The 25227-nt window shown below is 76.1% G+C and carries 20 protein-coding genes and 1 pseudogene; 7 read left to right on the top strand and 14 right to left on the bottom strand.

Features of this window, described 5'->3' with window-relative positions:
• Positions 1-12 precede the first annotated feature (12 nt).
• The 4 genes from AFE02nite_RS17035 to AFE02nite_RS17020 all read right to left on the bottom strand — a co-directional run bounded on the left by AFE02nite_RS17035 (position 13) and on the right by AFE02nite_RS17020 (position 4424).
• Complete coding sequence (locus tag AFE02nite_RS17035) at positions 13-1188, bottom strand: APC family permease (RefSeq protein ID WP_222594433.1); 1176 nt, start codon at positions 1186-1188, stop codon at positions 13-15.
• 85 nt (positions 1189-1273) lie between these two features.
• On the bottom strand, positions 1274-2335 hold the full coding sequence (locus tag AFE02nite_RS17030) for a LacI family DNA-binding transcriptional regulator (RefSeq protein WP_407643109.1): 1062 nt from the start codon (positions 2333-2335) through the stop codon (positions 1274-1276).
• Positions 2335-3762 carry a GH1 family beta-glucosidase gene (locus tag AFE02nite_RS17025; protein ID WP_034248442.1) on the bottom strand — a complete coding sequence of 476 codons (1428 nt, stop codon included), beginning with the start codon at positions 3760-3762 and terminating at the stop codon, positions 2335-2337. Before AFE02nite_RS17025 ends, AFE02nite_RS17030 begins: the two co-directional genes overlap by 1 nt.
• 161 nt (positions 3763-3923) lie before the next feature.
• Positions 3924-4424 carry a DUF2505 domain-containing protein gene (locus tag AFE02nite_RS17020; protein ID WP_261765691.1) on the bottom strand — a complete coding sequence of 167 codons (501 nt, stop codon included), beginning with the start codon at positions 4422-4424 and terminating at the stop codon, positions 3924-3926.
• 68 nt (positions 4425-4492) lie between these two features.
• Between AFE02nite_RS17020 and AFE02nite_RS17015 the strand changes: the two genes are divergently transcribed.
• The gene (locus AFE02nite_RS17015; protein WP_034248441.1) at positions 4493-5968 is read left to right on the top strand and encodes a sensor histidine kinase; all 1476 of its coding nucleotides are present in this window, start codon (positions 4493-4495) and stop codon (positions 5966-5968) included.
• 152 nt (positions 5969-6120) lie between these two features.
• Here AFE02nite_RS17015 and AFE02nite_RS17010 read toward each other — a convergent pair whose 3' ends face one another.
• A complete protein-coding gene (locus AFE02nite_RS17010) occupies positions 6121-6369 on the bottom strand; it encodes a WhiB family transcriptional regulator (protein ID WP_034248438.1) in 249 nt (82 codons plus the stop codon).
• Between the two features lie 256 nt (positions 6370-6625).
• Between AFE02nite_RS17010 and AFE02nite_RS17005 the strand changes: the two genes are divergently transcribed.
• Positions 6626-7045, top strand: a complete 420-nt coding sequence (locus tag AFE02nite_RS17005) for a hypothetical protein (RefSeq protein ID WP_186814598.1) — start codon at positions 6626-6628, stop codon at positions 7043-7045.
• 54 nt (positions 7046-7099) lie between these two features.
• Here the strand turns inward: AFE02nite_RS17005 and AFE02nite_RS17000 are convergent, their stop codons facing one another.
• The 5 genes from AFE02nite_RS17000 to AFE02nite_RS16980 all read right to left on the bottom strand — a co-directional run bounded on the left by AFE02nite_RS17000 (position 7100) and on the right by AFE02nite_RS16980 (position 16718).
• On the bottom strand, positions 7100-11080 hold the full coding sequence (locus AFE02nite_RS17000; RefSeq protein ID WP_146820101.1) for an FtsK/SpoIIIE domain-containing protein: 3981 nt from the start codon (positions 11078-11080) through the stop codon (positions 7100-7102).
• 113 nt (positions 11081-11193) lie between these two features.
• Positions 11194-13767, bottom strand: a complete 2574-nt coding sequence (locus AFE02nite_RS16995) for an ABC transporter permease (protein WP_034248589.1) — start codon at positions 13765-13767, stop codon at positions 11194-11196.
• Positions 13764-14564 carry an ABC transporter ATP-binding protein gene (locus AFE02nite_RS16990; protein ID WP_146820100.1) on the bottom strand — a complete coding sequence of 267 codons (801 nt, stop codon included), beginning with the start codon at positions 14562-14564 and terminating at the stop codon, positions 13764-13766. The genes AFE02nite_RS16995 and AFE02nite_RS16990 overlap by 4 nt, the downstream gene beginning before the upstream one ends.
• 136 nt (positions 14565-14700) lie before the next feature.
• On the bottom strand, positions 14701-15429 hold the full coding sequence (locus AFE02nite_RS16985; protein WP_052114008.1) for a response regulator: 729 nt from the start codon (positions 15427-15429) through the stop codon (positions 14701-14703).
• Positions 15426-16718, bottom strand: a complete 1293-nt coding sequence (locus AFE02nite_RS16980) for a sensor histidine kinase (protein WP_146820099.1) — start codon at positions 16716-16718, stop codon at positions 15426-15428. The genes AFE02nite_RS16985 and AFE02nite_RS16980 overlap by 4 nt, the downstream gene beginning before the upstream one ends.
• 128 nt (positions 16719-16846) lie before the next feature.
• Here AFE02nite_RS16980 and AFE02nite_RS16975 point away from each other — a divergent pair, with 128 nt between their 5' ends.
• Both AFE02nite_RS16975 and AFE02nite_RS16970 read left to right on the top strand, forming a co-directional pair.
• Complete coding sequence (locus tag AFE02nite_RS16975; RefSeq protein ID WP_034248093.1) at positions 16847-17530, top strand: response regulator transcription factor; 684 nt, start codon at positions 16847-16849, stop codon at positions 17528-17530.
• Between the two features lie 18 nt (positions 17531-17548).
• A complete protein-coding gene (locus AFE02nite_RS16970) occupies positions 17549-18886 on the top strand; it encodes an ATP-binding protein (RefSeq protein ID WP_034248088.1) in 1338 nt (445 codons plus the stop codon).
• On the opposite strand, the gene AFE02nite_RS16965 is transcribed toward AFE02nite_RS16970, so the two are convergent.
• The gene (locus AFE02nite_RS16965; RefSeq protein WP_146820098.1) at positions 18845-19363 is read right to left on the bottom strand and encodes a GtrA family protein; all 519 of its coding nucleotides are present in this window, start codon (positions 19361-19363) and stop codon (positions 18845-18847) included. The genes AFE02nite_RS16970 and AFE02nite_RS16965 overlap by 42 nt on opposite strands.
• 138 nt (positions 19364-19501) lie before the next feature.
• Between AFE02nite_RS16965 and purE the strand changes: the two genes are divergently transcribed.
• Both purE and AFE02nite_RS17895 read left to right on the top strand, forming a co-directional pair.
• Positions 19502-20041 carry a 5-(carboxyamino)imidazole ribonucleotide mutase gene (gene purE, locus AFE02nite_RS16960; protein WP_034248090.1) on the top strand — a complete coding sequence of 180 codons (540 nt, stop codon included), beginning with the start codon at positions 19502-19504 and terminating at the stop codon, positions 20039-20041.
• An 86-nt stretch (positions 20042-20127) separates the two neighbouring features.
• Positions 20128-21576, top strand: coding sequence for an acyltransferase family protein (locus AFE02nite_RS17895; protein ID WP_052113956.1), 1449 nt, complete (start codon positions 20128-20130; stop codon positions 21574-21576).
• A gap of 66 nt (positions 21577-21642) precedes the next feature.
• On the opposite strand, the pseudogene AFE02nite_RS17890 reads toward AFE02nite_RS17895, so the two are convergent.
• Positions 21643-21864: pseudogene (locus AFE02nite_RS17890) on the bottom strand (LCP family protein); the annotation flags it as partial.
• Between the two features lie 119 nt (positions 21865-21983).
• On the opposite strand from AFE02nite_RS17890, the gene AFE02nite_RS17885 reads away from it, so the two are divergent.
• Entirely contained in the window at positions 21984-22694 is a 711-nt protein-coding gene (locus tag AFE02nite_RS17885) for a hypothetical protein (RefSeq protein ID WP_261765690.1), read from the top strand.
• On the opposite strand, the gene AFE02nite_RS16945 is transcribed toward AFE02nite_RS17885, so the two are convergent.
• Entirely contained in the window at positions 22660-23931 is a 1272-nt protein-coding gene (locus AFE02nite_RS16945) for an LCP family protein (protein WP_052113651.1), read from the bottom strand. The two genes, AFE02nite_RS17885 and AFE02nite_RS16945, sit on opposite strands and share 35 nt — an antisense overlap.
• Positions 23932-24055: 124 nt before the next feature.
• Positions 24056-25051: a dTDP-glucose 4,6-dehydratase gene (rfbB, locus tag AFE02nite_RS16940; protein ID WP_034245943.1), complete on the bottom strand. Its 996-nt coding sequence runs from the start codon at positions 25049-25051 to the stop codon at positions 24056-24058.
• Positions 25052-25227: the final 176 nt, after the last annotated feature.

Here is a 25227-nt window from a genome sequence, read left to right as displayed (position 1 = left end):
GCTGAAGCGCGGCTAGAGCACCAGGGCCACGGCCACCGCGAGGCAGCCCAGGAGCCCCAGGACGGGCACGGCCCGCCGGGCCGTCCCGGGCAGGGTCAGCGCCGCCGCGTGCGCGACGGCGTAGTAGACGAGCACCGCGGTCGACGACGCGGCGATCGCGGCGCCCACCGGGACGAACGCGGCCACCACGCAGGCCGCGGCACCGACGACGAGCTGCGCCCGGACGGGCCGCGCGTCGTCGGCGGGACCGTCGAGGCGGGCCAGCCCGCGCGGCAGCACGCCGTCGCGCGCCATCGCGAACGCGGTCCGGGACAGGCCCAGCAGGACGCCGAGCCCGGAGGCGAGGGCCGCGACGACCGCCGCCGCGACCACGACGGGCACGAGGGCGTCGACGCCGAGCGCCGCCACGGCGTCCGCCACCGGGCGACGGCTGGCCGCCAGCCGCGGCACGCCGAGCACGCCGACGAGCACCGTGCCCACGACCGCGTACGTCACGAGCACGGTGGCCAGGGCGACGGCGATCGCGCGCGGGAGCGTCCGCTCGGGGTCCCGCACCTCCTCGCCGAGGGTCGCGATGCGCGCGTACCCGGCGAACGCGAAGAACAGCAGGCCGGCGCCCTGGAGGACGCCGACCGGGCCCACGTCGCCGTCCCCGGACCCGAGCCCCGCCAGCCCCGTCGCGCCCGCGTCCCGCCCGAGGACCGCGGCCAGGACGGCGACCGTCGCCAGGACCGCGAGCACGGCGACCACGACGACCGTCGTCACCCGGGCAGAGCGCTGGACGCCGGTCGCGGCCAGGGCCGTCAGGATCACGACGGCGCCGATCGCCACGACCCGGGCCCGGTCCGGCCACAGGTAGGAGCCCGCGGTCAGGGCGACGGCCCCCACGCTGGCCGTCTTGCCGACGAGGAAGGCCGCGCCGGCCAGGGTGCCGGCCGCCGGCGACAACCGCGCCCGCCCGTAGGCGTAGGCGCCTCCCGACGTGGGCAGCCGCGCGGCGAGGCGCGCGCTGGAGTCGGCGTTCGCCCAGGCGATGACTGCCGCCAGGGCGAGCGCGATCGGGAGCGCGCCGCGTGCGGCGTCGGCGGCCGGGCCGAACGCCACGAAGACGCCCGCGCCGAGCATCGCGCCCAGACCGACGGCCACGGCATCGCGCAGGCCGAGGCGCCGGGCCAGCCGGGCGGTCACGGGCCGACCCGTCGGAGCCGGGCGCGGGCGTGGGCCCACCGGCAGGCCCACGGCTGGGCCCAGCGCGGCGGGACCAGTGCGATCCTCAGGCCGACTCGCGGACGACGAGCTCGGCGTGGAAGATCCGCGGCACGACCTCCTGGTCCCCCCCGGTGATCTTCGCCAGCAGCAGCTCGCCCGCGGCGCGGCTCATCTCCACCACGGGGTTGCGCAGCGTCGTGAGCGGGGGAGCGGTCGACGTGGCGACGCCGAGGTCGTCGTAGCCGACCACCTTGATGTCGCCCGGGACGGAACGGCCGTGCCGCGCCAGGACGCTCAGTGCGCCCGCCGCCATGAGGTCCGACGCCGCGAAGATGCCGTCGATGTCCGGGTAGGCCGCGAGCAGGCGCTCGGTCGCCGCGGCGCCGCCGGCCGACGTGAAGTCGCCGCGCGCCATCGCCTCGTCGGACAGGCCGGCCTCGTGCAGCGCGGAGCGCCAGCCCGCGAGCCGGTCCAGGCCGGCGGCCATGTCCAACGGGCCGGCGATCGTCGCGATCCGCGTGCAGCCGGCCTTGATGAGGTGCTCGGTGGCGATGCGACCGCCGTGCTCGTTGTCGACGTCGACGAAGGCGACGTCGCCCGCGGCGGCCCAGGGCCGGCCGACGAAGACGGTGGGCAGCCGCGAGTCGTGCAGCACCTGGTCGAGGGCGTCGTCGCGGTGGTGGGAGACGACGACGGCGCCGTCGACGTGGCGGTTGAGCAGGTAGCGGGTGGTCCGCTTGGCCTCCTCGCCGCGGCGGGCGATGAGCAGGACCAGCTGGATGTCGGTGGGGTCCAGGGCGGCGGTGATGCCCTGGAGGGTGCCCGCGAAGTACGGGTCGGTGAGGACGCGCTCGTCAGGCTCGGGCACGACCAGCGCGACCGAGTCGGTGCGGCGCGTCACGAGGCTGCGCGCGGCGCGGTTCGGCGTGTAGTTGAGCTCGGCGATGGCGGCGTCCACCGCGGCCTGCGCTGCGGGGCTGACCTTGAGGCCGCCGTTGATCGCACGCGACGCCGTCGAGCGCGAGACGCCGGCGCGCCGGGCGACCTCCTCGAGCGTCGGGGCGTGCGGCATCGTGAGCCCTGACCGACCCACGGCCGGTGCGGCCGAACGGGCGTCGTCCGTCATCAGGACCTCTCCTCCCACGGCAGCCCTCCCTGGGCCGCCACCTGCGCAAACCACTCGCCCGACGTCTTCAGCGTGCGTTGCTGCGTGGCGTAGTCCACGTGGACCAGCCCGAACCGGCGGGAGTACCCCCACGCCCACTCGAAGTTGTCCAGCAGCGACCAGACGAAGAACCCGCGCACGTCCGCGCCGCTCGCGACGGCGTCCTGGACGGCGCCGACGTGGGCGGCGAGGAATGCGCGCCGCTCGGGGTCGTCGACCCGACCGTCCGGGCCGACGACGTCATCGTAGGCGGCTCCGGTCTCCGTCACCGCCATCGCGACGCCTGCGGGGCCCGTGTACTCCTCCTGCAGGCGCAGGAGCAACCGGGTCAGGCCCTCCGGCTGCACCTCCCAGCCCATCGCGGTCTGCGGGAGGCCGCGGGGCACGCGGTGGATCCCCTCGGGCGCCGGGAGCGGGCTGGTGACGGGCCGCGCCAGCGACGGCAGCCCGTGCAGCGGCGTCGGGGGCGGCCGGTGGCTCACGGCCTGGCCGTGGTAGTAGTTCACGCCGAGCACGTCGAAGGGCGCCGCGATGGCCGCCAGGTCGCCGTCGCGCACGTGGTCCGTCAGCCCGAGGTGCGCCGTCTGCGCCAGCACGTCCGCCGGGTACTCGCCGCGGAAGAGCGGGTCCAGGAACAGGCGGTTCCACTGGCCGTCGATGCGGCGGGCCGCGTCGACGTCACCCGGGTCGGCCGGGTCCGCCGGGTCCGCGACGTCGAGGTTGAGGCTGATCGCGAGCGTCGCGGTCGCGTCCTGCCGGCGCAGCTCGGTGGTCGCCAGGCCGTGCGCGAGGAGCAGGTGGTGCACGGCGGCCATGGCCGCACGGGCGTCGCGGCGGCCCGGCGCGTGCTGGCCGTTCCCGTAGCCGAGGAACGCCGAGCACCACGGCTCGTTGAGCGTGGTCCACACCCGGACCCGGTCCCCGAGCGCGTCGTGCAGCGTGGCCGCGTAGTCGACGAAGCGGTAGGCCGTGGAACGCTCGGCCCAGCCGCCCTGCTCCTCGATCGCCTGGGGCAGGTCCCAGTGGTACAGGGTCAGCCACGGCGCGATGCCGGCCTCCAGGAGCGCGTCGACCAGGCGCGAGTAGTAGTCGACGCCCGCGCGGTTGACCGGGCCGCCGTCCGGACGGACCCGGGCCCACGAGGCCGAGAAGCGGTAGGCGCCCAGGTTCAGCGCGCGCGCCGCGGCGACGTCCTCGGCGTACCGGAAGTAGCTGTCGGTGGCGACCTCGCCGTCGTGCTCGTCGACCACCGCGCCCGGGACGCGGCAGAACACGTCCCAGATGGAGTCCCGGCGCCCCTCGAGGTGGGCGGCACCCTCCACCTGGTAGGCGGCGGTCGAGGCGCCCCAGACGAAACCGGGCGGGAGCACGGACGCCGCTCTCGTCATCGAACCGTCCCGCCTCGCCGCCGCCGCCGTCCGCGGCGGGTGTGCCGACCGGGCCGAGGAGGGGGCCCGGACACCGGGTGAGAGCGATCCCACCAGGTGCTGCCATAGTGGCCGCCGCCGCTGCCGGGTGTCAACATCATCCGGTCGACGACGACGTCGGCTCAGTCCGGATGCCGGGCGAGCCAGGCTGCCCCGGCGCCCTGCTCCGCGTCGAGCGCGCCGCGCACCGCGCCCGACGCCGCCTCCTCGAGGGCGGACGCGAAGAGCGGGAGCGTGGCCTTGAGCTCGCCGTCCACCTCGACGACCGTGCCCTCGCCGTCGGGGGCGAGCTGCAGGCGACCCGTGAAGCGCACGGGTGCGCCCACGATCTCCAGGACCACCGAGCCCTTCCGCTCGCCGTCGACCAGGGGCTCCCAGGCCTCGACGTGCCGCACCTCGAGCGTCGACCCGACGAAGGTGCGGAACTGCGGCGGGATCGAGTCGGTCGGCATCTCGCGGCGCGTGGTCACGGTGAAGCCGCGGTCCGGGTCCCCGACGACGTTCGCGTGGTGCGAGAGGGCCCCCGACGCGAGCAGCTTCTCCTCGACGAACCCGGTGTCCGCCAGCATCCGGCCCACGCGGGCGACGCCGGCGTCGTAGTGCAGCGTGGCGTGCAGGTGCACGGTCCCTCCCTCGGGGCGGTGGGACGAGGCTAACAAGTGCAGGTGCCCCACGACCTAGGCTGTTCGGCGTGTCCACCCTCAGCGACCTGATCGCCCGCCACGGCCAGCTGCCCCCGCGCGACGTCGAGTGGCTGCACCTGCTGGTGGGGGACTGGCAGCTGATCTCCGACCTCGCCTTCGCGGACCTCGTCCTGTGGCTCCCGACGCCGGCCGGCAACTTCGTCGCCGTCGCCCAGGCCCGCCCGTCGACGGGCGCCACGGTGCACTACGACGACGTCGTCGGGTCCACCGCCCCCGAGGGGCTGCGGCCGCAGCTCGAGCGCGCGATGGCGGACGTGGCTATCCAGCGCTCGCGCGAGCCGCGCTGGTTCGGCACGTACGCGGTGCGCGAGGAGGCGGTGCCCGTCCTCCACGACGGCCGGCCGCTCGCCGTCGTCGCGCGCCAGACCAACCTGGGCGGTGTGCGCACGCCGAGCCGCCTCGAGCTCAACTACGTCGAGGCCGCCGACGACCTGGTCGGGATGCTCGCGCGCGGGGAGTTCCCGTCGCCCGACTCGGCGACCGGGCCCCGGCGCGGCGCCCCGCGCGTCGGCGACGGCCTCATCCGCCTGAACTCCGAGGGCGAGGTGCTCTACGCGAGCCCCAACGCCCTGAGCTGCTTCCACCGGCTCGGCGTGCTCGGCTCGCTCGTCGGGGAGTCGCTGGCCGAGGTGACCACGGGCCTGCTCGAGGACCACTCCACGGTCGACGAGTCGCTGCCGCTCGTGGTGATGGGCCGGGCCCCGTGGCGCACCGACGTCGAGGCCCGCGGCGTCTGCATCTCGCTGCGCGCCGTGCCGCTGACCGAGCGGGGCCAGCGCACCGGCGCCGTCCTGCTGTGCCGGGACGTCTCCGAGCTGCGCCGCCGCGAGCGGGAGCTGCTCACCAAGGAGGCGACCATCCGGGAGATCCACCACCGGGTGAAGAACAACCTCCAGACCGTCGCCGCGCTGCTGCGGCTTCAGGCGCGGCGCATGCACTCACCCGAGGCGAAGGCCGCGCTGGAGGAGGCGATGCGGCGGGTCTCGACGATCGCGCTCGTGCACGACACGCTCTCCCAGGCGCTCGACGAGGCCGTCGACTTCGACGACCTGGTCGACCGCAGCCTGCGGCTCGCGGCCGACGTCGCCTCCGGCGGCACGGTGCCGGTGCGCACCGTGCGGGAGGGCACGTTCGGGATGGTGCCCGCGGAGGGCGCCACGGCGCTCGCGCTCGTGCTGACCGAGCTGGTGACGAACGCCGTCGAGCACGGGCTGGCGGGCAGCGGCGGGGGGACCGTCGAGGTCATCGCCGAGCGTGCCGGTGCCCATCTGCGCACGGTGGTGGCGGACGACGGCGTGGGCGTGGACCCTGCGCACGGCCCGATGAGCGGGCTCGGCACGCAGATCGTCGAGACGCTCGTGCGCAACGAGCTCCGGGGGACCATCGAGTGGCTTCCGCGGCCCGGTGGCGGCACGCAGGTCGTGCTCGAGGTCGAGCTGCGCGAGCGCCGTCGCGAGAGCTGACCCCCGTCAACTGGAGCAACGTGGCGGCCACTTGGGTCAACTGGAGCGACGTGGCGCCACCGTGCTCCAGTTGAGGGAGGCGGCGCCGGACAGACGTCGGCCCCGGGACCGCAGGGGGCGGAGGGTCCCGGGGCCGACGGGTTCGGGGGTCGTCAGCCGGCGCGGCGGGCGCGGGCGGTACGACGCTTGAGCGCGCGGCGCTCGTCCTCGGAGAGGCCGCCCCACACACCGGCGTCCTGGCCGGTGTCGAGCGCCCACTTGAGGCACGTGTCGATGACCGGGCAGCGGCGGCACACGGCCTTCGCGTCCTCGATCTGCTGCAGCGCGGGACCGGTGTTCCCGATCGGGAAGAAAAGCTCGGGGTCCTCGTCGAGGCAGGCAGCGCGGTGGCGCCAGTCCATCAGGTCTACTCCTCCAGACACACCTGAGGGCACACCTGTGGCGTGCTCTTCGGTGAGGGGATCAAGGGCGAACGTCCTATGACTGAACACAAGGGTCACACGCTTTCTTCCGGGTGCACAAGAGGTGTCGGCTGTGTTTCGCCCGCAACGGGGTGAGGTCTTGATCACATCGGTTCGACCCGTGACCAACGGCCTAGGCTCACGTCGCGTGAGCCCCGCCACCCCCTCGCGTCCTGCTGGTCCCGATTCGCCCGGCATGCAGCCGCCGCGCGCCCTCGACGTCGTCCTCGCGGGTGCCGTCGTGGAGGCCGCCGTGCTCGGAGCGGGCGTCGTCTGGGCCGCGCTCGACCTCGTCCGGGGGCGGTCCGAGGCGCCCGGCGCGAGCATCGTGCTCGCGGTGTTCCTCGCCGGGGTCGCCGCGGCACTCGTGGCGGCCGCGCGTGCGCTGCGTCGCGGCGCGAGGCGCGCGCGAGGGCTCGTCGTGACCTGGCAGCTCCTGCAGGCGGCGACCGGACTCACGCTGCTCGGCGTGCAGGACGCGCCGGCCGCGCTGCCCTGGGCGGCGGCGGGCGCCATCGGCCTGGCCGTCGTCGTGGTCGCCGCGGCGCTGAGCCCGGCCTCGGTCCGCTTCACCGCCGAGCGCGACGAGCGCGACGAGGGCGCCGACGGCCAGTGAGCCGACCGTCGGTGAGCCGACGGTCCGCACGACGCCCAGCACGCTGAGCGGCGGTCACCGCTGCGCGACCTGCACGGGCGTGGCCCGCCCGTGGACGACGAGGGCGCCACGGCCGGGGTGGCGGGGGAGCGCGGGGTCGCACACGGACGCCAGGTCGGTCCCGGCCACCTCCGCCGAGCCGGCCTCCAGCGGGCTCAGCACGAGCACCGGTGACGCGCCGCGCAGCGCCGCCACCGTGCCGCGGTAGGCCGACGCCGCGCGGTCGGTCCGGCACGTGGCCAGGACCACCGGCGCCGCCTCGCCGCGCTCGACGGCCTGCACCCAGGACGCCAGCCGGTCGTCGAGGTCGGGGGCGGCCCGGGCCAGCGCGTCCAGGTCGTCCACGGCGAGCACGTCGAGCGCGCCGGGTCCCGACCGCTCGACCAGGGCGAGCGCTCCGGCCGGCGACCCGGCGGACGGCAGCGCGGCACCCCGGGCGGCGTTCGCGAGCGGCCCCTCGCGCGCGACGACGCCCACCCGCAGCCCCGCGCCCGCCAGGCCGAGCACGAGCGTGGTCAGCGCGGTCGTCCGGCCGGACCCGGGCGGCCCCACGACGAGGACGCCGCGGCGCACGTCCACCGTCACGCGGCCGGCCTCGTCCCCGCCGGCCCCGACGGCGACCGACCAGCGCGTGCCGGTCGTCGCGCGCGCGACCTGCTCGGGGATCGGCCGCAGCCGCAGCGGCCGCCCGGTCCGGCCGTCGACGCGCGGCGGGGCGGTCGAGGGGAGCGCGACGTGGCAGCGCACGGGTGCACCCCCGGCCACCAGGACCCCGCGGCCGGGGAGCGTGCGGGCCGCCAGGTCGCGTGGCACCCCCAGGCCGGCGTCGTCGCCGGCGTCCGCCACGGGGAGCACGAGCCGTGCCGCGGCGAGGGGAGCGAGGCGCATCAGGTCGCGCGGATGACCGGTGACCAGCACGCCCAGGCCGTGCCGCCGCGCGTCGCGGGCGAGACGCTCGAGCAGGTCCGCCCCGGCCCCGCGCGGCATCCGGTCGAGTGCGGCCACCGCGGACGCGACGTCGTCGATCAGCAGGAGAGGTCCGGGGCCCGCGTCCCGCGGCGCCGCCGGGCCGGCCCCGGACCCGGTGTCGGGCCCGGTGCCGGTCGTCGCGAGCAGGGTGAGCAGGCGCGTCAGGCGTCGGGGGTCGCCGCCGTCCACGCCGGTACCGAGCGCCGGGTGGTCCGCGGGCAGCAGCCGCGCCACCGGGCCGACGGCGTGCACGTGGCGGCCGGCGGCGAGCGCGACGGCGCCGGCCCGGGCGGCGGCCGTCGTCCGCCCGGACCCGGGGCCTCCGGCCACCAGCAGCAGCCCGCGGCCGTCCCACGTGAGCAGGCCGCGCGGCCCGGCCCCCGGGGGGTCCGTCAGGCCGAGCACCAGGTCGGCGGCGTCGGCGGCGGCCTCGAGCTCCCGCGCGTCGACCACGGCCGGCAGCGGTGGCGACCACAGCGGCTCGTGGGCGCGGACGGGCAACCGGTCCGCCGCCGTCGTGGCCAGCGCCGCGAGCGCCGCGGTGCCGTCGTGGGCGACCGACGGCGCCGTCGGGGGCCAGGGACGACCGAACGCCTCCCAGGGCCGGGCCGGGCGGACGGGATGTTCGTGGTGTGAGGGCAGGGCCGTCCAGACGGTCTGGACCACCTCCACCCGGCCGTCGGCGCGGCGCACCACCGCACGGCCGGGTGCCCGCGCGGGCAGGGCGGCGGCGTCGGGCACGTCCACGACGTCGTGCGAGTCGGCCGGCTCGGTCACCCGCAGGCAGATGCGCAGGGCGAGGTTCGCACGCATCTGGGCCGTGACCGCGCCGGCCGGGCGCTGGGTGGCCAGGACGAGGTGCATCCCCAGCGAGCGCCCCTGCGCGGCCAGCCGGACCAGCCCGGGCACGAAGTCCGGCAGGTCCTCCGCGAGCGCCCGGAACTCGTCCACGACCACGAGCAGGCGCGGCGGCGCCCGGTGTCCCGCTGCCCCGCGCAGGGTCTCCAGGTCCGAGACCCCGGCGGCAGCCAGGAGGCGCTCGCGGCGTCGCAGCTCGGCCGCGAGCGCCTCGAGAGCGCGGACGGCCTGCTCCGGGTCCAGGTCGCTCACCCGTCCGACGACGTGCGGCAGGTCTGCGCACGCGCGAAGGCCGGCCCCGCCCTTGAAGTCCAGCAGCACGAGCCCCAGCTCGGTCGGCGGATGGCGCAGGGCGAGCCCCAGGACGAGCGCCTGGAGCAGCTCGGACTTGCCCGATCCCGTCGTCCCCGCGACGAGCGCGTGCGGACCGTCCGTCAGGAGGTCCAGCCAGGCAGGTGCGGGGCCACGGGGCCCCGCCGCCATCCCGATCGGCACCCGCAGCCCGGTCAGGGCGCGCCCGCCCGCTCCGGGGCCACCCCACGCCACGCAGACCTCGTCGGCGTCGCCCGGCAGGCCGACGGCGCCGGGTCCGACCCGCAGGGGCAGCTCGGCTCCGGGGTCCGCCGCCCGGCCGGGGGGCCACGCGGCCGCGGGTTCCGGGCATGCCCGTGCGGCGAGCGCGTCGCGAGCGGCGAGGCGTCGGGCGTGCGCCTCGGCCCACGCCGCCGAGGCGACGGGCGCGGCGAGCCGCGTCGTCAGGCCCGGCCCGGTGAGCTGCGCGACGCCGTCGCCCGTCACCGTGAGCAGCCAGCGGCACCAGGCCGGGGCCGGTTCGTCGCCCCGGACCAGCACGAGCGCCGCCCGGTCGCCCTCGCGGCCGCCCGACGCCGCGGCCCACCACCACCGGTCGAGGTCGGTGCGCCAGGGGCCCGTGCCGTCGGCGACCACCAGGTGCCGGTCGCCGACGCCGTCGAACGCCGCGTGCCCGGCCGCGGCCACGCGCGCCCGTGCGCCGCCGCCCAGCCGCGGCGCGAGCCACCTCGCCCACCGCCACTCGGCGGTGCGGCGGGCGTCGTGGAGCACCGTCAGGCCGGTCGACGGGTCGACGACGGCTCCGCCGACGAGCGCGCGTCCGGCGGCGGCCACGGCCGCCTCGCTGCCGCGCACGACGAGCCCCTCGCGCGCGAGCGACCACCAGGGCGGCGGGCCGGTCTCCGGGCGCGTCCCGGCCCCGGCGAGCAGCACGGTCAGCGCCGCGGGGTCGGGACCCAGCCCGACGGCCGGCCGCCCGCGCCGGTGCCGCGCGAGCCGCGCGCAGACGGCGGGCGCGGCCATCGTCAGCGGTGCCGTCGCCGCCATCAGCAGGAAGACCGGGCTGCCGGTGACGGCCGCCATGGTCACCGCGAGGAGCACCGGCGTGAGGGCCCCGGCGACGCGGCCTGCGACCGCCCCGGGCTCCGCGGGTCGGTCCCCGCCCGGGCGGCCGCCCGGCTCGCCGAGCCGGTCCGCGCCCCGGCCGGCCCGCTCGGCACGCCCGCGTCCCGGCGCCGGGGCGACGACCTGCGCCGGCACGACGTCGCGGCGCAGCTCGAGCTCGGTGCCCCCGAGCCGCAGGCGGTCGCCGGCCCGGAGCCGGGCGGGCCCGCGGACGCGACGCCACCGCCCGGACCAGGGCAGCCGCACGCGCCGCGGCTGCCCGCGGGGCGGCCGCCGCCGCCAGGTCCGGTTCGCCGAGCCGCGGTCGCGGACGACCACCGTGCGGCCCCGACCGACCAGGACGGCGTGCCCGCGCGACACCGCCGGATCCGTCAGGGCCAGGCGGGCGGGGCCCGGTCCCGGCCCGCGCCCGACGTCCAGGCGGCCGTCCGGCCCGGGGGCGGCGACCGCCCCGGCGTCGGGGCCGGCCACCACCGCCACGTGCCACGCGGCGGCGGCGACGTGCGACGGGTCGCCCGCACCGTCCGCCGGCGCGAGCCCGACCTCGACGTGCGCGCCGGGCACCCACGGGGGTACGCCCGCGACCTGCTCCGCCGCGAGCGGCCGGCCCGCGACGGTGAGCTCGGCCCCGGCGGACGGGCCCAGCAGGGCGTCGACGGCCTCGCGGCACTCGGCCAGGGTGGTCCCCGGCGTCACGTCGAGGTCGCCGACCGAGCCCAGGGAGAAGCGCACGACGCCCGAGGATGCCGCGGGCCGGGCCGCCCCTCGGGGGCGACCCGGCCCGGGTGTGGAGCCCTCCGCATCCACACCCCGTGTGCCCCGCGCGGTCGCGGAGCCGGCGGCGCTCACTCCACCGCCAGCGCCTCCACCGGTGAGGTGCGGGCCGCGCTGCGCGCCGGCAGGACCGACGCCAGCAGCCCCGCGACGACGGCGACCACGAGGGCGATGACGAGCTCGCGCCACGGCACCTCGAGCGACACGGCGCCGAGCGCCCGCATCACCGTCATGGCCCCGGTCCAGCCGTACGCCAGCCCGAGCACGATGCCGAGGACCGCGCCGACGCCCGCGATGAGCGACCCCTCGAACGCCAGGGAGGCCCGCAGCTGCCCGCGCGTCAGGCCGATGGCCCGCAGCGTGGCGGACTCGCGGCGCCGCTCGATCACCGACAGCGACAGCGTGTTGGCCACACCGATGAGCGCGATCACCACCGCGGCCGCCAGGAGGCCCAGCACGACCGCGAGCAGCGTGTCGACGATGCCCTCGAACGCGACCCGCTCCAGCGCCGCGCCCATCACCTGGACGGGGACCTCGGAGAGCAGCTCCTGGATGTCGTCCATCGCCACGACCGCGTCGGCGTCGTCGGCCAGGCGCAGCCACGCCTCGTTGGCCGGCAGGTCGACGCCCATCGCGGCCAGGGTCGCCGGCGTGACGACCAGGCCGGTCGGGAAGTCGGTGACGTGGGCGGTGCGCTGCACCGGCTCCCCGCCGTCGACGGTCAGCGTCAGGGTGTCCCCGTCCACGACGCCCGACCGCTCGGCGTCGTCCCGGGCGACCACGACCGTGTCGTCCGCGAGGCCGGCCGCGTGGTCCGGCGCCCGCAGGAGCGTCGTCGCGTCGTCCGGTGCCAGGGCGCGGAGCTCCAGCCAGCCGAGGTCGCCTGCGTCGTCGGCCCACGCGGTGGTGACCGTGACGGTGGCACCGGTGGCGGCGACGCCGTCGATGCCCGCGAGGCGCTCGAGCAGGGCGGGGGTGAGGTCCGCCTCGGCGTCGTCCGGCCCGTCCGGGCTGATGTCCGGGTCGGCCACCAGCACGTCGACCGGGAACTGGGACGCCAGCTCGTTGCCGAGCGTCGCCCGGGCGCTCGCCGCGCCGGTGCTCATCATCGCCACGAGCGTGACGCCGATGAGCAGCGCGGCGCTCGTCGCGGACGTGCGGCGCGGGTTGCGCAGCGTGTTCGCCGCCGCGAGCCGGGCGCTCGGACCGGTGGACGCGAGCAGGCCGCCCGCGAGGCTCACGACGCGCGGGATCCACAGCACCGCACCCACCACGACGCCGATGAACGAGAGCGTGCCGCCGAGGATGCCGATCGGCAGCCCGACCATGACGCCGCCCTCGGTGCCGGAGACGACCACGCCGAGCGCGAGCAGCCCGACCCCGCCCAGGACCAGCAGCGAGGAGAGGACGGCGCGCGTGCGACCGGCCCGCCGCAGCCCCACGGGCTGGTCCGCGGGGCGCAGCGCCTCGAGCGGGGCGACCCGGGTCGCGGCCCGGGCGGGCGCGAGGGCCGCCACGAGCGTGACGAGCGTGCCGACGACGAGCGGCACCAGGACCACGGCGGGCGTCACCGGGACGGCCGCCGGCAGCGGGACGTCGGGGTTCGCGTTGCCGAGGACGACGAGCGTCCCCTGCGCGAGCAGCAGGCCCGCGGCGAGCCCGCCGGCCGACGAGACGAGACCGAGCAGCGTCGCCTCCACGAGCACCGACCGGCGGATCTGGCCCTTCTCGGCCCCGACGCAGCGCAGGAGCGCGAGCATCCGCGTGCGCTGGGCGACCAGCACCTGGAAGGTGTTCGCGACGACGAGGGCCGCGACGAGGAGCGCGACGGCGGCGAAGCCGAGCACGATGCCCGTCAGGGCGTCCGAGTCGCCCGTGACCTGGGCCGTGAGGTCCTCCGCCCGCTCCTGCTTGGTCTGCACCCTGGCGTCGGGGACGGTCGGCGCCAGCGCCTGTGCGAGCTCGGCCCGCACGGTCTCGACGTCCGCGCCCTCGCTCAGGGCCACGACGGCGGTCTCGTAGCTCGGCGCCGCGCCGCCGTAGTCCTGCGCGTACCAGCGGGTGGCGTCCTCGGCGTCCGCGATGACCGCGCCCTCCGACTGCGCGAAGGCGCCGGAGGGGTCGTCGGTCAGGCCGACGACGGTCACCACCTCGGAGGCGTCCGTGGACGTCTCGCCGCCCTCGTCCCACAGCTCGCGGACGACGGTGATCGTGTCGCCGACGCCCACCTCGAGGCGGTCGGCGAGGGGCTCGGGCAGCGCGACCTCACCGGAGGCGGCCGGGAACGCACCGGCGGTGAGCTCCTGCGCTTCCAGGCGGGGGTCCGACGCGCGGACCGTGGCCCGCGGGTAGGCCCGCTCGCCGCCCGCCCGGACCTCCGTCCACAGCTCGAGCTGGCCGTCCGCGGCGGCGACGCCGTCGGCGGCCCGGAGCGTGTCGACGTCGTCGGCCGTGATCTGCTGCGCGAGGACGACGAGGTCGGCGTCGGCGAGCGATGCGGCGATCGCGTCGTAGCTCGTGCGGGTGATGACGTTGCCGGCCACGAGGGTGGCGGCCACGAACGCGGTCCCGATGAGGATCGCGATGCCCGCCGAGACGAGCCTCGGCAGGCTGCGGCGCATCTGCGCCAGGGCGAGCCGGATCATCGGACGGCCACCTCGTCGAACGAGCGCAGCGCGTCGAGCCCGGCGAGGACGGCCTCGGGCGTCGGGTCGGTGATCTCCCCGGCGATCCGGCCGTCGGCGATGAGGACCACGCGGTCGGCGTACGCCGCGGCGGACGGGTCGTGCGTGACCATGATCACGGTGCGGCCGAGCTCGCGCACCGACCGGCGCAGGAAGCTGAGCACCTGGGCGCCGGACCGCGAGTCGAGGTTGCCCGTGGGCTCGTCCGCGAACACGACGTCGGGCTTGGCGATGAGCGCGCGCGCGATGGCGACGCGCTGCTGCTGGCCACCGGACAGCTCGGACGGGCGGTGGTCGAGGCGGTCCGTGAGCGCCAGCGTCGACACGAGGGTGTCGAACCAGTCGCGGTCGAGCTCCCGCCCGGCCAGGTCCAGCGGCAGCACGATGTTCTGCTCGGCCGTGAACATCGGGAGCAGGTTGAAGGACTGGAACACGAAGCCGACCCGGTCACGGCGCAGCCGCGTCAGGGACCGGTCGTCCAGGCCGGTGATGTCGACGTCGCCGATGAGGGCGCGGCCGCGGGTGGCGCTGTCCAGGCCTGCCAGCAGGTGCATGAGCGTGGACTTGCCCGAGCCGGACGGCCCCATGATCGCGGTGAACTCACCCGCGGCGAAGTCGATGTCGGCGTCCACGAGCGCCTCGACGGCGGACGCGCCGGAGCCGTACACCTTGGTCAGGCCGCGCGCGTGGACGGCGGGCCGCGGGGCACCGGTCGGGCCGGGCAGGGGCGAGGGCGTGGGCGAAGCGGTGAAGGTCACGGGTTTCTCCTTGTCGGTTCGCCCATGACGCTACGGAGGCACCCCGCGGCGACGCGTCGAGCCGCGGCATGGCATCCGCCGGGCCGCCGTCATCCCGTGGTGGGACCCCGCGGCGGACCGTGGGGGGACGGCCGGGTCAGGAGCCCGGCGTCACCAGCCCGCTCTCGTAGGCCACGACGACCGCCTGGACGCGGTCGCGCACGCCGAGCTTGGCCAGCACCCGTCCCACGTGCGTCTTCACGGTCGCCTCGGCGACGAACAGGTCCGCCGCGATCTCCGTGTTCGACCGTCCCCGCGCCATCAGCACGAGCACCTCGCGCTCGCGGTCGGTGAGCTCGGCGAGCCCGGGGTGCTCCGGGCGCTCCTGGAGGTCCGGGAGGGTCGTGACGAGCCGTTCGAGCAGCCGCCGGGTGGCGGACGGCGCGATGACCGCCTCGCCCGCGTGCACGGTGCGGATGGCCGCCAGCATCTCCTCGGGCGGGGCGTCCTTGAGCAGGAAGCCCGACGCGCCGGCCTTGATCGCGGACAGCACGTACTCGTCGAGGTCGAACGTCGTCAGGACGATCACCCTGGGCGGGTGGACCTGTCCGGGGCGCGCCTCGTCGGGCGACGTCAGGCGGGCCGTCGCGGCCAGCCCGTCCAGCTCCGGCATCCGCACGTCCATGAGGACGACGTCCGTCTCGACCACCGCGAGCCGGCGCAGCGCCTCGAGGCCGTTGCCGGCCTCGAGGACGACCTCCAGGTCCGGCTGGGAGTCGATGACCATCCGGAAGCCGGCGCGGACCAGCTGCTGGTCGTCGACGAGGGCGACCCGGATGGGACCGCCGGGACCGGCGGGGCTGGCGGCGGGGCTGGCGTCGGTCACTGCGACTCCTCGGTGCGGCCGTCCGCGGGACTCACGGGCGGGATGGGGATCTCGGCGCGGACGCGGAACCCGCCCCCCGGCCTGGGGCCGGCGGTCAGCGTCCCGCCCAGCATGGTGGCGCGCTCGCGCATGCCCAGGAGGCCCTGGCCGTGCCCGTCCGTCCCGGCAGCCGCGCCGCGACCGTCGTCGGACACCTCGAGCACGAGGGACGCCGTCGTCCACTGCAGCAGGACGGTCACCGACGGCGAGGGCCCGGCGTGCTTGAGCACGTTCGTGAGGGACTCCTGGCAGATCCGGTAGACGCTCAGGCCGGTGCCCGGCGGCAGCGTGCGCGGGGTGCCCATCCGCACGAGGGACGCGCGCACCCCGCTGTCGCGCACCTGCGCGACCAGGGTGGCGACGTCGTCGGCGCCGGGCTGCGGCGTGAGCTCCCCGCCGGGGCGGGGTCCGGGGGTCGGTGCCTCCGGGCGCGCACCGGGTGCGCCCGCCGGTCCGGGGCGCGTCGTGCCCGGGCTCACCTCCGCCGCGGGCCGCAGGACGCCGAGGAGGCGGCGCATGTCCGCCAGGGCGGCGCGGCCGGTCTCGGCGATCGTCGTGAGCGAGCGGGTCGCGGCGGCGGGGTCCGCCTCGGCGGCGTACCGGCCGCCGTCGGCCTGGGCGATGATCACCGACAGGGAGTGGGCGACGATGTCGTGCATCTCGCGCGCGATCCGCGCTCGCTCGGCCGCTGTGGCGATCTGGGCCTGCTGGTCGCGCTCGACCTCGAGCCGCTGCGCGCGGTCCACGAGCGCGTCGATGGTCACCCGCCGGGAGCGGCGGACGAGCGCGACGGCGAACACCGTCACGCACAGCAGCAGCGAGACGAAGCCGAGGAAGGCCGAGTCCATGCTCCCGAAGTCGTCGAAGCCCAGCACGACGGCGAACAGGAGCGAGCCGAGCACGCTGCTCGCGCCCGCCGTCCGGTAGGCCCACTGGGGCCCGTGCACCGTCACCGAGTAGAGCGCGACGAGCACGAACAGGTCGGCGGGGAGGATCAGCGGGATGCCCACGGCCAGGTGCGCGAGCGCGATGGCGAACACCGCGATGGCCGACGCCGTCGGCCGCACCCGGCGCCACGCGAGCGGGATGGTCATCGCGAGCGACCACAGCTGCAGGCCCGAGTCCGGGGACCGCCCGTAGAAACCGGAGGCGATCGGGACCGCGAACAGGCCCATGAAGAACGCGCCCGTGGCGTCGACGGCGAGACGGTGGGTGGTGTCCCACGCCCCGACCCGTTCCCACCAGCGCACCCGGCAAGCCTAGGCGTGCGGCGGCCGCCCGCCGTCACCCCTGGGGGCGACGCGGGGCGCGCCGGTGTCCCACCGTGGGACGAGCGCGCGTCGGCACCCGCGTGGGGACCCTGTGGCAGCATGTGCGCATGACGCGCGTCCTGTTGGCCGAGGATGACCCGGCCATTGCCGAACCCTTGGCACGGGCCCTCGGGCGCGAGGGCTACGACGTCCTGGTGCAAGGGACCGGTCAAGGAGCGATCGACAACGTCCCCTCGGCGGACCTGCTCATCCTCGACCTGGGCCTGCCGGACATGGACGGCCTGGACGTGGCGAGGTGGGTGCGGGGGCGCGGCCTCACCACCCCGGTGCTCGTCCTCACGGCGCGGGCCGACGAGGTGGACCTCGTCGTCGGGCTCGACGCGGGTGCCGACGACTACGTCACCAAGCCCTTCCGGCTCGCCGAGCTGCTCGCCCGGGTGCGGGCCCTGCTGCGGCGGACGCAGGGGGACGGCGCCGACGGCGAGGAGCTGACGGCCAAGGACGTGCGCATGGACCTCGCCGCGCACCGGGCGTTCCAGGCGGACCGCGAGCTGCACCTGACGGCGAAGGAGTTCGAGCTGCTGCGCGTGCTCGTGCGCGACGCCGGGTCGGTGGTCTCGCGCGAGCAGCTGATGCGCGAGGTCTGGGACTCCGACCCGACCGGGTCGACCAAGACGCTCGACATGCACGTGTCGTGGCTGCGCCGCAAGCTGGGCGACGACGCGAACGACCCGCGCTACATCTCCACGGTCCGGGGCATGGGCTTCCGGTTCGAGTCCGGGCCCCGCTGAGCCCGCGCGGGACCTGACGTGCGCCGCCGCGTGCTGCAGGCGACCATCGCGGCGGTGACGGTCGCGGTGGTCCTCCTGGGCATCCCGCTGGCGTTCTACGGCGCGCGCCTCATCCGGGACACCGAGCTGCGCGACCTCGAGGACGACGCCGCCGCGCTCGCCCGCCAGGTCGACGCGCGCATCGCCGCCGACCGTGAGCTCACCGCGGACATGCTCGAGCCGTACGTGGACGGCCGGAACGGGGACATCCCGGCGTCCGCGTCGGTGGTCGCCCCCGACGGCACCCGGATCCAGGGCGGCGACCCGGTGGAGGGGCAGGCCTACACGTCGATCCCGCCGACCGACTCCGGGGCCGTGGTCGTGCTGTCGATCTCGTACTGGGACGTCGTCTGGCGCACGGTGCGCATCGCCGCCCTGGTCGTGGTGGCCGCCATCGTCGCCTTCGGCGCCGGCATCGCGATGGCGCTGTGGCAGGCGCGGCGGCTCGCGGCGCCGCTGGTGTACCTCGCGGCCAGCGCCGAGCAGCTCGGCTCGGGTCAGGTGCGGCCGCGGCTCGAGCCGTCGGGGGTCGAGGAGATCGACCTCGTGGCGGCCGAGCTCGTGCGCAGCGCCGACCGCCTGGCGGGCCGGCTGGCCGCCGAGCGCCAGTTCGCCTCGGACGCCTCGCACCAGCTCCGCACGCCGCTGACGGCGCTCTCGATGCGCCTCGAGGAGATCATCGCCGCCTCCGACAGCGACGAGGTCCGCGAGGAGGCGCGCATCTCGCTCGAGCAGATCGAGCGCCTCGTCACCGTGGTCGACGACCTCCTCACGCGCTCGCGGCGCGCGCAGGGCGGCACGACGGAGGCCGTGCACCTGGCGACGGTGTTCGGCCAGCAACGCGAGGAGTGGGCGCCCACGTTCGCACGCGCCGGCCGCCGTCTCGTCGTCGAGCCCGCCGACGGCGTCGCCGTCCTCGCGACGCCCGGTGCGCTCGCGCAGGTGCTCGCGACCCTCATCGAGAACTCCCTCAAGCACGGCGGCGGCACGACGACGGTGCGCTCGCGGCCGTCCGGCCCGGGCGGCGCCGTCGTCATCGAGGTGGCCGACGAGGGCCAGGGCGTCGCCGACGACGTCGCCCCGCGCATCTTCGAGCGCGAGGTCAGCGCGGGCGGGGGGACCGGCCTCGGGCTGTCGCTCGCCCGGGACCTCGTGGCGGCCGACGGCGGCCGGCTCGAGCTCGCGCAGCGGCGGCCGCCCGTGTTCGCGGTCTTCCTCGCCGGCGTGCCGAAGGCGCTGGACCCCGACGTCGTGCTCCCGCGGGGGTCGCTCGTCTCACCGCAGGGGAGGCGCCGCCGCCGTCGTGCATGGCGCTGAGGCGGGGGCGAGCTCGGTCGGCCGGACCCCGTCGCCGGGGGCGTCGTCGGGCAGGGGTGCGGGCCCGCCCGTGAAGACGAAGAACCGGTACGCGAGGTAGCGGAAGATCGTGCCCAGGCCGAGCCCGACCACGTTGGCGGCGATGTTGTCGGCGAGCGCGGACGTCAGGCCGAGCACGTAGTGGGAGACGGCGAGGCAGCCGACCGCGATCGCCATGCCGATGACGTTGGCCACGGCGTAGGCGACGAACTCCCGGGTGCGGTTCTCGGTGCGCCGGGCCGCGAACGTCCAGTACCGGTTGCCCAGCCAGGCCACGACCGTGGCGACCGCGACCGAGACGACCTTGGCGGTCAGGGGCTTGTGGCCGAGCACCTCGCCGGGCCCGAACCGCAGCAGGTTGAAGAGCCCGGCGTCGACGACGAATGCCAGGCCCCCCACGAAGCCGAACCGCACGAGCTCGGCCAGCCGCTCCCGCATGGGGGCCAGCCTAACCAGCCTCGCGCGACGCCCGGCCGTCGCAGGTCCTGGACCGGGGCTGCGACGGGCCGTGCGGCAAGGCATGATGCGCCCGGGACGGCCGTCGGGACGGTACGGCCGCCGGACGAGGGGAGCGGCATGGGCGAGCAGGCGCAGGTCGGGATCATCATGGGGTCCGACTCGGACTGGCCGGTGATGGAGGCGGCGGCCACGGCGCTGGCCGAGTTCGGCATCGGGCACGAGGTGACCGTGCTCTCCGCCCACCGGATGCCCGACGACGTCATCGCCTGGGGCCGCGGGGCTGCTGACCGCGGGCTGCGGGTGATCATCGCCGGGGCGGGGGGCGCCGCGCACCTGCCCGGCGTGCTCGCGGCGGTCACCGTGCTGCCGGTGATCGGCGTGCCGGTCCCGCTCGCGAACCTCGACGGCCTCGACTCGCTCCTGTCGATCGTGCAGATGCCGGCGGGTGTGCCGGTGGCGACGGTCGGCGTCGGTGCGGCGCGCAACGCCGGGCTGCTCGCGGCGCGCATCCTGGGTGCCGGGTCGGACGAGGCCGCCGCCGCCATGCGCGAGCGGATCGTCGCGTTCCAGGGCGAGCTGCGCGAGCAGGCGCTCGCCAAGGGGGCGCGCCTGCAGGCCAAGGTCGCCGGCACGCAGACCACCGGCTTCAGCGCCTGAGCCCTCGGCCGGCGCGCAGCGGGTGCTCCCGCCGCGCGCCGGCCGCTCGGCGGGCGGATTCCCCGTGACCTGCCTAAGGTCACGGAATGATAACGACGACCGTCGAGGCCGCCGCCGCACCGCCCGCGACCACCTCCGCCCGACCGGGACCGCGCGGCCCGGTCGTGGCCCGCCGGGCCCCCGCCGACGACGTCCCCGGCGGCCGGCTGCACTCGGTCGACGGGGTGCGCTTCCTCGCCGCCCTGGGCGTCGTCGTCTACCACTACACCGCCCTGTGGAGCACGGTGTGGGGGGAGGACCCGGGCGACCGGTTCCCGACCGTCGGGCCCGCCGTGATGTACCTCTCGGTCGCGCCCGAGCTCTTCTTCGTCGTCAGCGGGTTCGTCGTCCTCTGGACGGCGTGGGGCCGCAGCGTGCCGCAGATCGTCGCGTCCCGCCTGGCCCGCCTCTACCCCGCCTACTGGGCGGCGCTGGCGGCGACCAGCGTGCTGCTCCTCGTGATCTGGCCGGCCGGCAAGCGCATCACCCTCGGCGAGGTCGCCGTGAACGCGACGCTGCTGCAGGAGGCCCTCGGCGTGCGCAACGTCGACGGGGTCTACTGGACGCTCTACGCCGAGCTGCGCTTCTACCTGCTCGTGGCGGTCTTCGCCGCCGTGGGCATCACGCGCCGCCGCGTGGTCGCCGTCGCGGCCCTCTGGCCGGTGGCGGCCGTCGTCGTCGAGCGGCTCGGCTGGGACGGCGTCGCCGAGCTGCTCATCAGCCGCTACGCCCCCTTCTTCGCGGCAGGGATGCTGCTCTTCCTCGTCTACCGGGACGGGCACACCCGGCCGTTGTGGGCGCTGATCGGCGTCAACACCGTCCTGGCGGTGGCGACCAACCTTCCCGTCAAGGCGCACGAGCTGCGGACCGCGACGGCCTTCGAGCCCGTCACCTGGCTGCTCGCCGGAGCGCTCGTGGCCTGCGTCGCGGCGGTCGCCCTCGTGGCGCTCACGCCGGTGCGGCGCCTGTCCTGGCGGCACCTGGCGACACTCGGGGCGATCACCTACCCCCTGTACCTCGTGCACCAGTTCTGGGGCTGGTGGGTCATCGCGCACCTGTCCCCGTACGTCCCGACGCCGGTGGCGCTCCTCGCCGCGGTGGCGCTCGCGCTGGTCCTGGCGCTCGCGATCCACCGGCTCGTCGAGGTCCGCGTGAACGGCCGGGCGCGGCGTCAGCTCGAGGCCTCGCTGACGCGCGCGGCGTCAGCCCTGCGGCATGCCGCCCACCGGGCCCGGGGGCAGGGTGCCGGCGACGATCTGCTGCCAGAACGCGGGCGCGGTGGCCGTGTCGAGGAGCACGGTCGACCCGATGTCGCCCGGGCGGTAGTCGAGACTCGCGATGGGCGGCGTGCCGCGGATGCCACCCGGGCCGGTCGCGTCCCGGAACGCCAGGGCCAGCCGGCCCATGTCCACGATGTCGGTGCCCTCGCTGACCGTCAGGGCGCCCAGGCCCGTGCGGACGAGGCTCACCTGGCGGGTCGGCTGCCACAGGAGTGACGGGTCCGCGACGGTCGAGGCGACCGACGCGATGAGCTGCTGCTGCCGCTTGCCGCGCCCGATGTCGCCCTCGTGGTCCGCCTTGCGCATGCGGGCGAACGCGAGCGCCTCGACGCCCGGCACGACGCGGCAGCCCGGCGCGTCCCAGACCATGCCCGAGTCCGCGTCGTTGACGGGGAACGTCACCATGTTCACGGCCGGGTCCATGCACAGCTCGACGCCGCCGACCGCGTCGACGATCTGCGCGACGCCACCGAGGCCGATCTCCGCGTAGTGGTCGATGTGCATGCCCGTCAGGCCCTCGACGGTCTGCACCAGCAGGGCCGGGCCGCCGAACGCGAAGGCCGCGGTTCAGCTTGTTCGGGCCGTAGCCCGGGATCTCCACGTACGTGTCCCGGGGGAGGCTGATGAGCGCGGACGGACCCGACGTCGGCACGTGCAGCACCATGACGGTGTCGGTGCGCGCGCCCGTGACGCCGTCGTCGACGATGCCCGCCTCGCCGCCCCGCACGTCGGAGCCGGCGAGCAGGTACGTGGTGCCGGGCGTCGTGTCCGGCGTGCCGGAGAGCGCCGCCACGTGCTGGATGCGTCCGTTCGCCCAGATCAGCAGGCCCAGCGGCCACGCGATGGCGAGCGCGAGCACGAGGAGCAGCGCGACGACGACCATCCGTCGGCGGCTGCGCCGACGGACGGGCGCGACGGGCGCGACCCCCGGGCGGGTCTGCCCCTGGGCGCGGCCGGGCGTCTGCGCCGGTGGGCGGGTACCCCGCGCGGTGCCCGACGGCGGCACGGACGCCCGGCCGGCCGGCGGTACCTGCGCCGGCCGGGCGCGGGGCTGCGGAGGCGGGGGTGGTGGCGGCGTGGCGCCGCGCCGACCCGTGGGCTGCTGCGGTCGCCCGGGCGTGCCCACGACGACGGGCGGTCGGGTTTCGCCGTCCGGCCGGGGCCGTCGGCCCTCGGGGACGAACGACGGCGGCGTCTGGTCCGGGCCGCGCGTCGTCCGGCGCGGGGGCACCGGCTGGGCACCGCCGCCCGGCCGCGCGCGGCTGGCGGACGGCCTCTCGCGCGGCCGGTCGTCGGCCATCAGCCGCAGACCGCCGGGAGGTCGGCAGGCGTGAACGGGTCGACGCCGGGCGTGGGTGCCTCGGTCGGCTCGGTCGGAGCCGGCGGCGGCGCGTTCGGGTCCACGGGTGCGTTCGGGTCGGCAGGCGCGTTCGGGTCGGCAGGCGCTGTCGTCTCCGTCGTCGGCGGCGCGGTCGCCTGCCCGACCATCGGCACGTCGGCCGCGATGTTGGCCCAGACCTGCGCCGCCTCGTCGGCCCAGACGACCTCGTTGCGGTCCGCGGGGTTCGTGCGGTGCGGGATGGTCATGAAGGTGATGTTCTGCACCGGGATGCTCTGCAGGCTCCAGCCCAGCCCCGCGAGCGTGCGGATGCTGCCCAGCCGCGGGTCGGCGGTCAGCGACTGCGTCGCGGCGGTGAGGAACCGGTAGAGCTGGTCGATGTCGGTGAGGAGGTTCTTCTCGAAGACCTCGTGGGCGATCGCGCCCATCAGCTGCTGCTGGCGGCCGAGGCGGTTGATGTCCGACCCGTTGCCGAGGCCCTCGCCGGTGCGGGCGCGCGCGAAGGCGAGGGCGGTCGTCCCGTCCAGGTGCCGGTTCCCGGCGCTGAGGTACAGGTTCGCCTTCTCCGAGGCCATGTCGTTGGGGATGCACATGTCCACGCCGCCCAGGGCGTCGACCATGTTCCGGAAGCCCGCGAAGTCGACGACGATCCAGCCGTCGATCGGGATGCCCGTGAGGCTCTGCACCGTGTTGATGGTGCAGGCGGCGGCCTCGCCGACGTCGCCGTGCTCCGCGCCGATCGAGAACGCCGCGTTGAAGCGCGCCGACTGCGGCCGCGACGTCGTGCCGTCGAGGTAGGAGCAGGCGGGGATGTCCACGCGGGAGTCGCGCGGGATCGAGACCAGCTCGACACGGTTCCGGTCGGCGGAGACGTGCGCCACGATCGTGGTGTCCGAGCGCATGCCCTCGTTCTCGCCGCCGATCACCGCGTTCTCACCGCTGCGGACGTCGGAGCCCATGATCAGGAAGTTCAGGGCCCGGCCTTCGTAGGCGTCCTCGGGGTCGTGCTGCGTCGTGACGTTCGGCTTCGGCGGCACCTCGTCGATGAGCTGCGCGACGTCGTGCGTCTCGATGTTGTTGCCGAGGCGGACGATGGCGGTGGCCACACCCGTGCCGACGAACGAGACGAGGGCGAGGGCGACCAGGGCGGCACCGCTGAGCAGCGGGTGGCGGCGCTGACGGCGCGCGTGGCGGACGCGGTGCTGCGGCGTGGCCGTGTGGCGGGGAGTCACGGCTCACGAGCATAGGTGGGCAGGTGGGGCGGGGCGGGTGCACCTCGGGCCAAGGTCGTGGAGGTGTCGTGGAGATCGGTTCCCGCGCCCGGGCCGCTGACGGCGGGCGCGGGAACCGACGGCGTCAGCGCCCCAGGCGGGCGTACTTGGCCTCGGTGGCGTCCTTCTGCGGGCGCCACCAGGCCTCGTTGGCGCGGTACCACTCCACCGTCGCCGCGAGGCCGTCACGGAAGCTGCCGTAGCGCGGACGCCAGCCCAGCTCCTCGCGGAGGCGCGTCGCGTCGATGGCGTACCGCATGTCGTGCCCCGGCCGGTCGCTCACCAGGTCGTAGGCGTCGCGCGGCTGCCCGGTGAGCTCGAGGATGAGCTCGACGACGTCGCGGTTGTTCATCTCGCCGTCGGCCCCGATGAGGTAGGTCTCGCCGATGCGGCCCTTCTCGATGATCGTCCAGACGGCGGAGTTGTGGTCCTCGACGTGGATCCAGTCGCGGACGTTCTCGCCCTTGCCGTAGAGCTTGGGGCGGATGCCGTCGACGACGTTCGTGATCTGGCGCGGGATGAACTTCTCCACGTGCTGGTACGGCCCGTAGTTGTTGGAGCAGTTCGAGATCGTGGCCTGCACCCCGAACGAGCGGACCCAGGCGCGCACCAGCAGGTCGCTCGCAGCCTTCGTCGAGGAGTAGGGGCTCGAGGGGTTGTACGGCGTGGCCGGCGTGAACTTCGCCGGGTCGTCGAGCTCGAGGTCGCCGTACACCTCGTCGGTGGAGATGTGGTGGTAGCGCGCCCCGTGCCGGCGCACCGCCTCGAGCAGGGTGTACGTGCCCACCACGTTGGTCTGCACGAACGGCCAGGGGTCGTCCAGGGAGTTGTCGTTGTGCGACTCGGCCGCGAAGTGCACGACGACGTCGGCGTCGCCGACCAGCCGGTCCACCGTCTCGGCGTCGGCGACGTCGCCGCGCACGAAGGTGATCGCGTCCGCGACGGGCGTGAGGGAAGCCTCGTCGCCCGCGTACGTCAGGGCGTCGAGGACCGTCACCCGCACGTCCGGCCGCTCGCGGACCGTCTGGTGGACGAAGTTGGCGCCGATGAAGCCGGCTCCGCCGGTCACGAGCAGTCGCACGCGGACCTCCCTTGTCGATGTACGCCGCCCAGCGTACGCAGTCCACGCTGGTATCCTCGATCGGACCTTCCCCCATCCGCCGCCGCGAGCGGGTGCGGATGTGCGCGTGCCGAGACCTGGAGAACTGCACTGAGCGACCACGGCCATGCCGGGGCTCCCGTCGCCCCTCGAGCCCG

The sequence above is a fragment of the Actinotalea fermentans genome, assembly GCF_007991475.1.
In the GTDB taxonomy this organism is placed as follows: Bacteria; Actinomycetota; Actinomycetes; order Actinomycetales; family Cellulomonadaceae; genus Actinotalea; species Actinotalea fermentans.
Note: the sequence above shows the minus strand (reverse complement) of the source record. Positions and strands in the feature narration are given on the sequence as shown.

What these genes read in the sequence shown, in the direction of transcription:
- AFE02nite_RS17885 (WP_261765690.1), top strand. Translation starts at nt 21,984, where the DNA reads ATGAGCGCGGACGGACCCGACGTCGGCACGTGCAGCACCATGACGGTG.
- purE (WP_034248090.1), top strand. Translation starts at nt 19,502, where the DNA reads ATGGGCGAGCAGGCGCAGGTCGGGATCATCATGGGGTCCGACTCGGAC.
- AFE02nite_RS17025 (WP_034248442.1), bottom strand. Translation starts at nt 3,762, where the DNA reads ATGACGAGAGCGGCGTCCGTGCTCCCGCCCGGTTTCGTCTGGGGCGCC.
- AFE02nite_RS16975 (WP_034248093.1), top strand. Translation starts at nt 16,847, where the DNA reads ATGACGCGCGTCCTGTTGGCCGAGGATGACCCGGCCATTGCCGAACCC.
- AFE02nite_RS17030 (WP_407643109.1), bottom strand. Translation starts at nt 2,335, where the DNA reads ATGACGGACGACGCCCGTTCGGCCGCACCGGCCGTGGGTCGGTCAGGG.
- AFE02nite_RS17005 (WP_186814598.1), top strand. Translation starts at nt 6,626, where the DNA reads ATGCAGCCGCCGCGCGCCCTCGACGTCGTCCTCGCGGGTGCCGTCGTG.
- AFE02nite_RS17895 (WP_052113956.1), top strand. Translation starts at nt 20,128, where the DNA reads ATGATAACGACGACCGTCGAGGCCGCCGCCGCACCGCCCGCGACCACC.
- AFE02nite_RS17010 (WP_034248438.1), bottom strand. Translation starts at nt 6,369, where the DNA reads ATGGACTGGCGCCACCGCGCTGCCTGCCTCGACGAGGACCCCGAGCTT.
- AFE02nite_RS16995 (WP_034248589.1), bottom strand. Translation starts at nt 13,767, where the DNA reads ATGATCCGGCTCGCCCTGGCGCAGATGCGCCGCAGCCTGCCGAGGCTC.
- AFE02nite_RS16965 (WP_146820098.1), bottom strand. Translation starts at nt 19,363, where the DNA reads ATGCGGGAGCGGCTGGCCGAGCTCGTGCGGTTCGGCTTCGTGGGGGGC.